Annotated in this window: 11 protein-coding genes; 6 read left to right on the forward strand and 5 right to left on the reverse strand. The window is 70.5% G+C overall.

Annotation, left to right across the window (positions count from 1 at the left end; genetic code table 11):
* Window positions 1-3: 3 nt before the first annotated feature.
* Together OK345_RS14740 and OK345_RS14745 are read right to left on the reverse strand one after the other, a co-directional pair.
* Complete coding sequence (locus OK345_RS14740) at window positions 4-390, reverse strand: BlaI/MecI/CopY family transcriptional regulator (protein WP_265128743.1); 387 nt, start codon at window positions 388-390, stop codon at window positions 4-6.
* A 99-nt stretch (window positions 391-489) separates the two neighbouring features.
* Window positions 490-1,617: a saccharopine dehydrogenase family protein gene (locus OK345_RS14745; protein WP_265128744.1), complete on the reverse strand. Its 1,128-nt coding sequence runs from the start codon at window positions 1,615-1,617 to the stop codon at window positions 490-492.
* A gap of 137 nt (window positions 1,618-1,754) precedes the next feature.
* On the opposite strand from OK345_RS14745, the gene OK345_RS14750 reads away from it, so the two are divergent.
* Window positions 1,755-2,078, forward strand: coding sequence for an I78 family peptidase inhibitor (locus OK345_RS14750; RefSeq protein WP_265128745.1), 324 nt, complete (start codon window positions 1,755-1,757; stop codon window positions 2,076-2,078).
* A 27-nt stretch (window positions 2,079-2,105) separates the two neighbouring features.
* Here the strand turns inward: OK345_RS14750 and OK345_RS14755 are convergent, their stop codons facing one another.
* Entirely contained in the window at window positions 2,106-3,215 is a 1,110-nt protein-coding gene (locus OK345_RS14755) for an SDR family oxidoreductase (RefSeq protein ID WP_265128746.1), read from the reverse strand.
* A 25-nt stretch (window positions 3,216-3,240) separates the two neighbouring features.
* Window positions 3,241-3,474 carry a metallothionein gene (locus OK345_RS14760; RefSeq protein WP_265128747.1) on the reverse strand — a complete coding sequence of 78 codons (234 nt, stop codon included), beginning with the start codon at window positions 3,472-3,474 and terminating at the stop codon, window positions 3,241-3,243.
* 145 nt (window positions 3,475-3,619) lie between these two features.
* Here OK345_RS14760 and OK345_RS14765 point away from each other — a divergent pair, with 145 nt between their 5' ends.
* A complete protein-coding gene (locus OK345_RS14765) occupies window positions 3,620-3,940 on the forward strand; it encodes a hypothetical protein (protein WP_265128748.1) in 321 nt (106 codons plus the stop codon).
* Here the strand turns inward: OK345_RS14765 and OK345_RS14770 are convergent.
* The gene (locus tag OK345_RS14770) at window positions 3,928-4,995 is read right to left on the reverse strand and encodes a DNA topoisomerase IB (RefSeq protein WP_265128749.1); all 1,068 of its coding nucleotides are present in this window, start codon (window positions 4,993-4,995) and stop codon (window positions 3,928-3,930) included. The two genes, OK345_RS14765 and OK345_RS14770, sit on opposite strands and share 13 nt — an antisense overlap.
* 142 nt (window positions 4,996-5,137) lie before the next feature.
* Here OK345_RS14770 and OK345_RS14775 point away from each other — a divergent pair, with 142 nt between their 5' ends.
* From OK345_RS14775 to OK345_RS14790, 4 genes are all read left to right on the forward strand, one after another.
* A complete protein-coding gene (locus OK345_RS14775; RefSeq protein WP_265128750.1) occupies window positions 5,138-5,533 on the forward strand; it encodes an I78 family peptidase inhibitor in 396 nt (131 codons plus the stop codon).
* Window positions 5,534-5,701: 168 nt separating this feature from the next.
* Entirely contained in the window at window positions 5,702-10,156 is a 4,455-nt protein-coding gene (gene gltB / locus OK345_RS14780; RefSeq protein WP_265128751.1) for a glutamate synthase large subunit, read from the forward strand.
* A gap of 106 nt (window positions 10,157-10,262) precedes the next feature.
* Window positions 10,263-11,738 (forward strand): glutamate synthase small subunit GltD family protein, encoded by a 1,476-nt coding sequence (locus OK345_RS14785; RefSeq protein ID WP_265128752.1) that lies wholly within the window; start codon window positions 10,263-10,265, stop codon window positions 11,736-11,738.
* 193 nt (window positions 11,739-11,931) lie between these two features.
* A complete protein-coding gene (locus OK345_RS14790) occupies window positions 11,932-12,807 on the forward strand; it encodes a methylglyoxal synthase (RefSeq protein WP_265128753.1) in 876 nt (291 codons plus the stop codon).
* Window positions 12,808-12,965 lie beyond the last annotated feature (158 nt).

The following is a 12,965-nucleotide window of genomic DNA, read 5'->3' on the forward strand; positions in this document are numbered from 1 at the left end:
GGCTCAGCCCTCCCGCCGCTGCGACTGCAGCTTGGCGACCAGCGCCTCCAGCTCGGCCAGTTCGCCGTCGCTGACCTCGGCCTTCTCCGCCATCCACGCCACGAACGGCGACAGCGAGCCCTGCAGCGTCTTCTCGACGAAACTGCCGACCGCGCTGGACACCACGTCCTGCTGCTCGGCGGTGGTGTGGTAGCGGTATACGCCGTCCACCTGCCGCCGCTGCAGATAGGCCTTGGAGCGCAGCCGCTCCATCATCGTCAGCACGGTGGAACGGGCCAGTCCGCGGGCCTCGCCGAAGCTGGCGGCGACCTCGCCGACGCTGGCCGGCTGGTTCTCCCCGATGTACTGCAGCAGGGCCAGTTCCTGGTCCCCGATCGTCTTGCGGCGCATGACCCACCTCCGTGACTACATTTGTCGCCACGATAAGCCTGACGACAGATGTAGTCAATAGCCCGGAGGACACCCTGCCGGGCGACCCGGCGCGGCCGCTCAGCCCGGGCCGGCGAGGCCGCTTTCGATCTGCCAGGCCGCGAACTCGGTTTCGAACTCGGCCAGCGTCAACAGCCCCATGCACGCCTGCGCGCCGACAGGCAGCGCTTCGCCGCGGGCCAGCCGCCGCGCCAGCACCACGGCGGCCAGGCACGGGATCTCCGGGCCATGCAGCATCGGCGCGGTGAGGTCCCAGTGCAGCGTCCGTACGCGTCCTTCGCGCAGGCCGCGCAGTTCCACCCGCATGCCGCCCAGGTCGCTGCCGAAACGGTCGAACCAGCGGCCGGCACGGGCGAACACGCCGGCCAGCGCCTCCATCGGCAGCGGCAGGCCGGCACGACGCAGGCCCGCGATCGCCGCCAGGCAGCGCTGCAGCAACGGCAGCTCCAGCGCGGCGCGGAACTGCACGGTACGGATGCCGGGATAGCGCTGCACCAGCAGGTCGTGGTCGGGCACGTCGCAGGGCGAGGCCAGCCGCGGTGCGATCTTCGCGAACGCCACCGGCTGCGGGTCGGCCCAGCCCACGGTTTCCTGCCAGCGCCCGTCCTGCCACCACCGGAACGGCTGCCCGCAGTACGACAGCACCGCCCGCACCGTGGCCATGCCCAGCGGCGTGGCCTGCGCCGGCGCGATCACGATGCGGATGTCGTGCAGTTCGTCGAAGCGCCCGCGCAGGGCATCGACCACCGCGCTGGACAACGCCGGCAGGGTGCTGGCGCCGCTGACCGCGGCACGCTGCGCCTGCCGTGCCGCGGCATCCAGCGCGGCGGGGAAATCGCGCACGAAATCGCGGCCGTCGGCCAGGTCGATGTAGTGCATGCCGGCCTGCAGGCAGGCGTGCGCGACCCCGTAACCCTGCCCCTGGAACGGCCCGGCGGTGTGGATGGCCAGGTCGGCGCCGGTGGCGGCCAGCTGCGCGGCGAAGTCGGCGGCGCCGGTATCCAGCCGGCACAGCCGCACCTGCGACAGGTCGACGCCGGGCAGGTTGGCGGCGGCGGCCTGCGGATGCCGGCCGGCGGCGATCACCTCGATCCCCGGCGTCCGCGCCAGCGCGCGCACGATGCGCGCGCCGAAATGACCGTAGCCGCCCAGCACCAGTACCCGGTAGTTCCCCTGCGATCCCTGCACCGACGTGTCCTGCGCTGCTGTGGTGGCGGCATTATCGGCAGCCGGACCGGCGCTTGTCAGCGCCGCGTCCGCGGGTTTTCGCCGCAATCACCCGCGGCACGGCACAATCCCTCCACTTTCGTGACGAGGTGACTGCCATGCGTGTTTCCCTGCTCCTGCCCGCGGCCTGCCTGTTCTCGCTCAGTGCCTGCGCCAGCCAGTCCACCCCGGTGGCGTCGTCGGAACCGGCGCCGGTGGCCGCGCCGATCGACGGCGGCGCGGTCTGCAGGCCCGAGACGCTGACCGGCTTCGTCGGCCAGACCGCCACCGAGGAAGTGGTGAAGAAGGCGGTCAGCGAATCCGGCGCGCGCCATGCCCGCGTCGCCAAGCCGGGCATGGCGATGACCATGGATTTCCGCCAGGACCGGCTGACCATCATGGTCGACGCGCAGAACCGGATCGAACAGATCAGCTGCGGCTGACGATCCGCGGCGCAGGCGCGGCCGGCGTCAACCGCGCGGGCCGCCCATCACCGACAGCACCACGCCGCTGACGTAACTGGCCATGACCGGCGAGGCCAGGAACACGTATGCCGGCGACAGCTCCTCCGGCTGCGCCGGGCGGCCCATGTCGCTGTCCTGGCCGAATTCGGCCACGTCCGGGGCCTGCTTGTCGGCCGGGTTCAGCGGCGTCCACACCGGCCCCGGCGCCACCGCGTTGACGCGGATGCCGCGCGGCATCAGCTGGCTGGCCAGCGCCTTGGTGAAGGCATGGATGGCGCCCTTGGTGGCCGAGTAGTCCAGCAGCGACTTGCTGCCGAACAGGCCGGTCTCCGACCCGGTGTTGATGATGCTGGCGCCTTCGCCCAGGTGCGGCAGCGCCGCGCGCGCCATGTGGATGTAGCCGGCGATGTTGGTCTGCAGGGTTTCCTGCAGGTGGGCGTCCTCCAGGTCCTCCAGGCGATGGCAGTGCAACTGGAAGGCGGCGTTGTTCACCAGGATGTCGATGCCGCCGAACGCCTTGGCCACCTGCTTCACCGCGCGTTCGCAGAAGCGCGGATCGCGCACGTCGCCGGCGATCACCACGCAGCGGCCGCCCTCTTCCTCGACGTGGCGGCGGGTGGTTTCGGCATCCTCGTGCTCGTCGAGGTGGAGCACGGCGACATCGGCGCCTTCGCGCGCGAACAGCACCGCGACCGCGCGGCCGATGCCCGAATCGGCGCCGGTGACGATCGCGCGCAGCCCTTCCAGCTTGCCGCTGCCGCGGTAGTCCGGGGCCAGGAAGCGCGGCGCCAACGTCAGCTCATGCTCGTTGCCGGGCTTGGCCAGGTGCTGGGCCGGCATCTTTTCCGGCTGCTTGCGCACGCCGGCCTGGGTTGCCTTCTTCGTCGCCTGTTTCGTGCGCCGCGCATCCTTGGCCTTTTCCTGGTCCTGCAGGCGCCGTTGCCGCGCGGCGACCCGGGCCGCGCGCGGATCGCCGGCCGCCGCCTTGCGGGTGGCGGTCTTGACCGCGCCGGCCCGCGCGGGCGCGGCGGCAGCGCCGCCCTTGGCGGCGGATCGCCGGCCGGTCGCGGTCTTCTTCGTCTTCTTCGTCGCGGTCTTCTTCCTGGCCGTGGCCATGTTCGACTCCTTTGCCGGTATCCGATCAGGCGCGGTCGGCCACGCCACGCACGCCGGCATGGCCGGCGCAGTGCGCGCAGCAGTAGATGGCGCCGTTGCCCTCCACGCCGTGGCCGATCACCACGCACCGGCAATGGCCGCAACGCGGGGCGAAGGCATGGATGGCGCATTCGAACGAATCGAAGGTGCCGCGGCGGCCTCCCTGTTCCACGCTGAAGCTCTTGTCGTAGTCGTTGCCGCAGACATCGCAGGTCGCCATCGGCGTACTCCCTTGGAAACGTGCCGTCATTGTCGGCAGACCGATGGTCAGACACGGTGAATGCGGCGTGGTCGCGGCGTGCATTTCATCGTGCGCATACGCGCCGGGGCACACCCTCGTGCCGCGTTCTTCCCGGAGCCTCATCATGTACCGCGTGTTGCCGTTTTCCGTTTCCGTCGCCGCGCTGATGCTGGGCGCCTGCAGTACCACGCACATCGCGCAGGTCCAGCCGATCGACGGCGTGGTTTCCGGCCAGTGCCACATCGACAGGGTGCGCGGCGCGGTGGGCCTGGCCGCCGCGCCCGGCACGGTGGAGCGTGCGCGCGTGGACAGTGACAGCCTCGATGTACGGGTGGTGCGCGGAGGCGATGCCCGCGGCAACGGCGATGCCGGCGAGAGCGGCGGCGGGCGGCTCACCCTCCACACCGGACCGTACAACGACATCACCGCCCTCTACTGCGGCTGAGCGTCCCGGCGACGCTGCTGCGCGCGCAGGAACCGCAGCGCCGCCCGTTCCCACTGGCGTTCGCCGCGCAGCGTGGCGAACGCGGCGAGCCGTCCCTCGCGCCAGCCCTCGAATACGCACGGGTCGATATAGGCCTTGCGGCAGACCGCCGGGGTATTGCCCAGCCGCGCGGCCACGTCGGCGATCACCCCGGCCTGGACCGCGGCCAGTGCGCGCTCGCTGGCCGGCGCCGGCAGCACGGTACGGGCCAGCTGTCGCAACGCGGCCACGGTGCCGCCCCAGGTGCGGAAGTCCTTGGCGGTGAAGTCGCCGCCCATGGCCTGCCGCAGGTAGTCGTTGAGCTGCCCCGAATCCACCGGGCGCACCACCCCGTCGTCGTCGCGGTACTGGAACAGCGCCTGCCCCGGCAGCTGCCGGCAACGGCGGATCAGCCGCACCAGCCGGCGGTCGTCGATCTCCGCCTCCTGCTCCTGCCCTGACTTGCCGCGGAACCGCAGGCGCACGCGGCCGCCGCGCACGAACTCCAGGTGGCGGTTGCGCAGGGTGGTCAGGCCATAGGAACGGTTGCTGCGCGCATAGGCGTCGTTACCGACCCGCAGCAGGGTATCGGCCAGCAGCGCGACCACCAGCGCCAGCACCTTTTCCTGCGGAAAGCCATCGCGCGCCAGGTCCATGCGCAAGCGTCGCCGCAGCCGCGGCAGCGCCCGGGCGAAGTCGGGAAGCCGGCCGAACTTGCCACCGCTGCGTTCGGCGCTCCAGTCGCGGTGGTAGCGGTACTGCTTGCGGCCGCGCGCATCGCGGCCGGTGGCCTGCAGGTGGCCGTGCGGCTCGCGGCAGATCCACACCTCGGTATAGGCCGGCGGGATCGCCAGCGCACGGATCCGCGCCAGCGTCGCCGCATCGCGCACCGGCCTGCCGTCCGGCCAGCGATAGGCGAAACCGCGCCCGGCCCGGCGACGGCGGATGCCCGGCTCGGCGTCGCTGACGTGGTGCAGGCCCGCGCGTTCGGCGGCGGCGTGTGCGGGCGGATCGGCGGCGTTGCTGCGGTGGGGCACGTGGCCGGCTTCCGGAAGGATCGGCAACGATTGTCGCCAGCGTCCGCGGGTGGCGGCGTCAACGCGGCTGCGCACGGTTCGCGCCGTCCGCGACGGGACGATATGCTTGCCGGCATCCTCGATCCTGTCTTCTGGAGTCCCGATGTCCGCTTCGACGCCCGCACGCCATCTGCGCCGCCCTGGCGGCCTCGTCGCCATCGCCACGTTGCTGCTGGCCCTGACCGCCTGCGAAGGCCCCGCGCCGGACGAGCAGGAGCAGGTCGTCGCCGAAGCGCAGCAGGCGGCCGAAGCCGCCGCCACGCCGGCATCGCAAGGTACCGACGCACCGCCGGTCGGCGATTGCGACGCCACCCAGGTGCAGGGCCTGGTCGGCCAGCCCTATACCGATACCCTCGGCGATCAGGCGCGACAGGACGCCAGCGCGCAACAGCTGCGCGTGCTCAAGCCCGACGACATCACCACGATGGAATTCGTCGGCGAGCGCCTGAACATCGAACTGGACGAGAACGGCACCGTCAGCGGCGTGCGCTGCGGCTGAATGCGGCATGCCAACGCGCGCGTTTTCGCCGCGTTGGTTGCTGCTGCAACGGTGTATTGCGGCGTTGCAGCATCTGTGATCTAGTCGATCGTCCGGTGGCCTCGAGATGCGCTCCAGGAACGAGCGGGGGAGAGTGTCGCCGCTTTCCGACATCGCATCGAGGCACAGATGGCCCCCCGCAACCGCCAAGGGCTTTACCACCCGCAAGACGAACGCGACGCCTGTGGTTTCGGCATGGTCGCGCAACTGGACGACCAGCCTTCCCGGCTGCTGGTGGACACCGCCATCGCCGCATTGTCGCGGATGACCCACCGCGGCGGCGTCGCCGCCGACGGGCTGACCGGCGACGGCTGCGGCCTGCTGCTGCGCAAACCCGATGCGTTCCTGCGCGCCCTCGCCGCCGAAGCGGATATCGCCATCGGTGCGCGCTTCGCCGCCGGCGTGGTGTTCCTGCCGCACGACCGCGGCGATGCGCAGCGATGTCGCGAGGAACTGGAGCGGCAGCTGCATGCGGCCGGCTGCCAGCCGCGCGGCTGGCGGGTGGTGCCCACCGACGACAGCGTCTGCGGCCAGCTGGCGCGCGACACCCTGCCGCACATCGAGCAGCTGTTCGTCGACGCCGGCGACGACCAGGGCGACGAGGCCTTCGCCCTGGCGCTGTTCCTGGCGCGCCGCCGCGCCGAGCAGCAGTTGCGGACGATCGCCGATTTCTACGTCACCACCCTCACCCCCAACGCGATCAGCTACAAGGGCATGGTGCTGCCGGACAAGCTGAGCCGGTTCTATCCCGACCTGCAGCGCAGCGACCTGGCCTCCAGCGCCATCGTCTTCCACCAGCGCTTCTCGACCAACACGCTGCCGCGCTGGCCGCTGGCGCATCCGTTCCGGCTGCTCGCCCACAACGGCGAGATCAACACCATCGAGGGCAACCGCCGCTGGGCGCAGGCGCGCAGCAAGGTGTGGAAGACCCCGCGCTTCGACATCGCCGAATTCGACCCGGTGATCTCGATGCACGGCTCCGACTCGCAGAGCCTGGACAACATGCTGGAGCTGATGGTGGCCGGCGGCATGGAGCTGATCCAGGCGCTGCGCATCCTGGTGCCGCCGGCGACGCAGTCGCTGGAGTTCAAGGACGCCGACCTGGCCGCGTTCTACGAGTTCTACGGCCTGAACACCGAACCGTGGGACGGCCCGGCCGGCATCGTCGCCTGCGACCGCCGCTACGCCGCCTGCATGCTCGACCGCAACGGCCTGCGTCCGGCGCGCTGGCTGCTGACCTCCGACCGCCATTTCCTGGTCGCCTCCGAAGCCGGCGTGTGGGAAGTGCCGGCCGAGCGCGTGGTGCGCAAGGGCAAGCTGGGGCCGGGCGAGATGATGGCCATCGACCTCAAGCGCGGCGACCTGCTCGACTCCGACGCGATCGACCGCATCAACCGCGCGCGCGCGCCGTACAAGCAGTGGCTGCACCAGGGCGTGACCTACCTGCAGACCGAGCTGATCGATCCGTCGCTGGTGGAGGAGCCGTTCGACGAGTCCACCCTGCGCAGTTACCACAAGCTGTTCCAGCTCAGCACCGAGGAAGTGGAGCAGGTGCTGCGGCCGCTGGCCGAGACCGAGCAGGAAGCCACCGGCTCGATGGGCGACGACACCCCGATGGCGGTGCTCAGCCGGCAGTCGCGGCCGCTGTACGACTATTTCCGGCAGGCGTTCGCGCAGGTCACCAACCCGCCGATCGACCCGCTGCGCGAGGACTGCGTGATGTCGCTGACCACGCAGCTGGGCAAGGAGACCAACATCTTCGCCGCCGGCGCCGAGGCGGTGAACCACGTCATCCTCAACTCGCCGGTGCTCAGCCAGCGCAAGCTGCGGCAGCTGCTGAAGATGGAGCAGTACGTCGAGAAGAACCGCCTGATCGACCTGTCCTACGACGTCGAGGAAGGGCTGAAGGCCGGCATCGAGCGCATCTGCGCGCAGTGCGAGCAGGCTGCGCGCGACGGTGTGGTGATGCTGCTGCTGTCCGACCGCTACCCGGTGCCGGAACGGCCGATGGCGCACGCCCTGCTCGCCACCAGCGCGGTGCACCACCACCTCTCGCGCGTGGGCCTGCGCTGCGACGTCAACCTGATCATCGAGACCGGCACCGCGCGCGATCCGCACCACGTGGCCTGCCTGCTCGGCTTCGGCGCCACCGCGGTGTATCCGTACCTGGCCTACCAGACCCTGTTCGACCTGGGCCGGCGCGGCATCCTGAAGCTGAAGAAGGGCGGCGAACAGTCGCAGATCGGCCGCAGCTACCGCAAGGGCATCTGCAAGGGCCTGTCCAAGATCATCTCCAAGATGGGCATCGCCACCATCGCCAGCTACCGCGGCGCGCAGCTGTTCGAGATCGTCGGCCTGGACGACGAGGTGATCGACCTGTGCTTCCCGGAAACCGCTTCGCGCATCGGCGGCGTCGGCCTGGCGCGGCTGGACGCCGAGGCGCGCGAACTCACCGTGCGTGCCTGGAACGACCTGGCGCAACCGGAAGTGGGCGGCCTGCTCAAGTACGTGCACGGCGGCGAGTACCACATGTACAACCCGGACGTGGTGATGACCCTGCAGCGCGCCTCGCGTACCGGCGATGCCGGCGACTGGCAGCGCTACTGCGAGGCGGTGCATGCGCGACCGCCGTCGGCGCTGCGCGACCTGCTGCAGCTCAGGCCGGCCGCCACGCCGGTGCCGCTGGCCGAAGTCGAGCCGGTCGAGGCGCTGTTCAAGCGTTTCGACACCGCCGCCATCTCGCTGGGCGCGCTGTCGCCGGAAGCGCACGAGGCGCTGGCGATCGCGATGAACCGCCTGGGCGGGCGCAGCAACTCCGGCGAGGGCGGCGAGGACCCGGCGCGCTACGGTACCGACAAGCGTTCCAAGATCAAGCAGGTGGCCTCCGGTCGCTTCGGCGTCACCGCCGAGTACCTGGTCAACGCCGAGGTGTTGCAGATCAAGGTCGCGCAGGGCGCCAAGCCCGGCGAAGGCGGCCAGCTGCCCGGGCACAAGGTCAACGAGCTGATCGCGCGGCTGCGCTACGCACGCCCGGGCATCGGCCTGATCTCGCCGCCGCCGCACCACGACATCTATTCCATCGAGGACCTGGCGCAGCTGATCTACGACCTCAAGCAGGTCAACCCGTCCGCGCTGGTGTCGGTGAAGCTGGTCTCGCATGCGGGCGTGGGCACCATCGCCGCCGGCGTGGTCAAGGCCGGCGCCGACCTGATCACCGTATCCGGCCACGACGGCGGCACCGGCGCCAGCCCGGTCAGCTCGATCCGCTATGCCGGCGTGCCGTGGGAACTGGGCGTGGCCGAATCGCACCAGGCGCTGGTGGCCAACGACCTGCGCGGCCGCACCCTGCTGCAGACCGATGGCGGCCTGAAGACCGGGCTGGACGTGGTCAAGGCCGCGTTGCTGGGCGCCGACAGCTTCGGCTTCGGCACCGCGCCGATGATCGTGCTGGGCTGCAAGTACCTGCGCATCTGCCACCTCAACAACTGCGCCACCGGCGTGGCCACCCAGGACGAGCGCCTGCGCGAGGGCTATTTCACCGGCCAGCCCGAGCGCGTGGAGAATTTCTTCCGGCTGCTGGCCGAGGAAGTGCGCGGCTGGCTGTCCTGCCTGGGCGCGCGTTCGCTGGACGAGATCGTCGGCCGTACCGACCTGCTCGAACAGCTGGACGTGGCCCCGCGCGAGGGCGTCAGGGTCGACCTGTCGCGGCTGCTGGCGCCGGCCGCCTATGCCGGCGAGCACTGCGCCGCGCAGCGCCTGTACGAATCGCCCGACAGCCTGGCCACGCAGATGGATGGCCTGCTTGCCGGCGCCATCGCCGGCAAGCGCGGCGGCGAGCACCGCTTCCTGATCCACAACACCGACCGCTCGATCGGTGCGCGCCTGTCCGGCGCCATCGCCCGCGTCCACGGCAACCACGGCATGGACGATGCGCCGCTGACGCTGCGCTTCCGCGGCACCGCCGGGCAGAGCTTCGGCGCGTTCAACGTCGGCGGCCTGCACATGGAAGTGGAAGGCGAGGCCAACGACTACGTCGGCAAGGGCATGGCCGGCGGCCGCCTGGTGGTGCGGCCGCCGCGCGGCGCGCGCTTCGAGGCGCGCAACACCCCCATCATCGGCAACACCTGCCTGTACGGCGCCACCGGCGGCGAACTGTTCGCGGCCGGTCGCGCCGGCGAACGCTTCGCGGTGCGCAATTCCGGCGCGCTGGCGGTGATCGAGGGCGCCGGCGACCACTGCTGCGAGTACATGACCGACGGCATCGTGCTGGTGCTGGGCAAGGTGGGCCTGAACTTCGGCGCCGGCTTCACCGGCGGCCTGGCCTACGTGCTGGACGTGGAGCGCGACTTCGTGGACCGCTACAACCACGAGCTGATCGACATCCACCGCATCTCCGCCGAGGGCTTCGAGAACCACCGCCAGCACCTGCACAAGCTGATCGGCCGCCACCGCGAACTCACCGGCAGCATCTGGGCGCAGCAGATCCTGGACGAGTTCCGCGACTACGTCGGCAAGTTCTGGCTGGTCAAACCCAAGGCCGCCAGCATCGAGTCGCTGACCGAATCGCTGCGGCGCGCCGCCTGATGGCTCCCGTAGGAGCGGCGTAAGCCGCGACGGGTTTTCGCGGAAAGCCCCGTTCGCGGCTTACGCCGTTCCTGCAGGAATCACCGCTTTTGACGAGACTCCACCCATGAGCCGCAAGCAAGCTTTCCAGTTCCTCGACATCCCCCGGACCATGCCGCAGCGCATCCCGGTCGAACTGCGCACCTCCGGCGACTGGGGCGAGCTGTACGGCAAGTTCGGCAAGGAAGAGGCGCAATACCAGGCCGGCCGCTGCCTGGATTGCGGCAACCCGTACTGCAGCTGGAAGTGCCCGGTGCACAACGCCATCCCGCAGTGGCTGCAGCTGGTGCAGGAGAACCGCATCCACGAAGCGGCCACGCTGTGCCATTCGACCAATCCGCTGCCGGAAGTCTGCGGCCGCGTCTGCCCGCAGGACCGCCTGTGCGAGGGCAGCTGCACGCTGGAGGAATTCGGCGCGGTCACCATCGGCGCGGTGGAGAAGTACATCGTCGATACCGCGCTGGCCACCGGCTGGAAACCGGACCTCGGCAAGGTGCAGGCCACCGGCAAGCGCGTGGCCATCGTCGGCGCCGGCCCGGCCGGGCTGGCCTGTGCCGACCGCCTGGCGCGCGCCGGCATCCAGCCCGTGGTATTCGACCGCTACGAGCAGATCGGCGGCCTGCTGCAGTTCGGGATTCCCAACTTCAAGCTCGACAAGTCGGTGATCGCGCGGCGCCGCGAGGTGCTCGAGGGCATGGGCGTGGAATTCCGCCTCGGCGTGGAGATCGGACGCGACCTGACCGTCGAGCAGCTGCTGGCCGACTTCGACGCGCTGTTCCTCGGCACCGGCGCCTACCGCTACACCGACGGCGGCCTGCTGGGCCAGGACCTCAAGGGCGTGCTGCCGGCACTGCCGTTCCTGGTGCAGAACAGCCGCATCGTCAGCGGCGACGACCCGCATGGCCGGCCGATCGCCGGCTGGGAAGACACCATTCCGCTGCCGGACCTGACCGGCAAGCGGGTGGTGGTGCTGGGCGGCGGCGATACCGGCATGGACTGCGTGCGCAGCGCGGTGCGGCTGGGTGCCGCGCGGGTGACCTGCGCCTACCGCCGCGACGAGGCCAACATGCCCGGCTCGGCGCGCGAGGTGGCCAACGCCCGCGAGGAAGGCGTGCGCTTCCTGTTCAACCGCCAGCCGCTGTCGATCGAGGCCGGGGCCGACGACGAGGTGATCGGCGTGACCGTGGTCGAAACCCGGCTCGGCGAACCCGACGCCAATGGCCGCCGCAACGCCGAGCCGATCGAAGGCAGCGAATCGCTGCTGGAAGCGGACGTGGTGATCATCGCCTTCGGCTTCTCGCCGACCCTGCCTGAGTGGCTCGGCGCGCAGGGCGTGGAAGCCAGCGGCAATGGCCGCATCATCGCCGGTGGCGCCGGCCGCCTGCCCTACCAGACCCACAACCCGAAGCTGTTCGCCGGCGGCGACTGCGTGCGCGGCGCCGACCTGGTGGTCACCGCGGTGGCCGAAGGCCGCGACGCGGCCGAAAGCATCGCCGGCTGGCTGGGCGTCGCCGCGCAAGCCCGCCAACCGGCGGCGGCCTGAGCGAAGCAGTTTCCTCCCTGCATCCTGCGGGCGATGATCGTGCGTGCCGGGCTAACAGCGCCGGGCACGTCGCCCAGCCGCTGCCGGACGCGAACGCAGACCCCGCACACGGGCATCGATCCGCTGCCGCGGACCCGAAGCAACCGCTGCGCGGCGATACACTCGCTTCTCCACCAGGAGAGCGAACACCATCATGCGACTGGGACTGGCTGCCAACCGGCTGCACCACAACGGCAGTAACGCCGCACTGTTCCGCTGGCTGCGCGCCTGCGAATCCGGCATCCGCGAACTCGGCCTGGGTCTGCACGCGGTCGGCCGCACCTACGACGCGATCGCGCGTGCCGGCCTGCTGGGCGGACATCCAGGGCTGAAGCGCTATCCCTATGGCCGCGAAGGCGGGCTGATGAAGCTGGTGGCCGAGGTCGTGGGCATGGACGGTTCGGAACGCACGCTCGACGGTGCGATCTACCTGATCGACCCGGTGGACCCGTCGTCGATCTTTCCCGAGGCCATCGCGCTCAAGCGCCAATGCGTGATCCACGGCAAGCCGTTCATCTCGACGGTGGCCTCGGCGCGGGACTGGATCGAGATGGAGCGGATCCATGCCGGACTGGCGCCGGACCCGGGCGCCGACGGGTTGCACGCCTTCGAGACGCAGACGCTGGCGCTGATCGCCCACGACGCGATGAAGCCGCAGATGCTGGCCTTCGCCGCGGCGCATTTCGAGGTGTTGTCGCGATTTGGGCAGCGCATCGGCACGGGTACGACCGGGCAGCAGCTCAACGAGCTGGCGTGGAGCCGCGGCTGGCCGCGCGAGCGGCCGTGGATCGAGCGTTTCCAGAGCGGTCCGCTGGGCGGCGACGCGCAGATTGCCGACCGGGTGCTGGAGCGCCGTTGCCAGCGAGCGATCTTCTTCGAGGACCCGCACGTGGCGCGCCAGCACGAAGCGGACATCCAGTTGCTGGAGCGCGCGGTGACGACGGTGACGGATGAGGCGGTGTGCATTACCTCGCCGGCGGTGGCGGGGCGCTGGGCCGCCGCTGCCGCCAGGCGGGCCGCATCGGGTTAGGCCTTCTCTTTCGAGGGCGTTGCCGGTGTTTTGCGTAGCGCCGACGTCCCCCCGGTTTTGAGTAGCGCGGCGATCTGGAGTCCAATTCCCCAGAGTAAGGAGATTGGACGTGAAGAAGCGCTTTTCCGAAGAGCAGATCATCGGCTTCCTGCGTGAGG

The sequence above is a fragment of the Xanthomonas chitinilytica genome (assembly GCF_026107455.2).
GTDB lineage: Bacteria > Pseudomonadota > Gammaproteobacteria > Xanthomonadales > Xanthomonadaceae > Stenotrophomonas > Stenotrophomonas chitinilytica.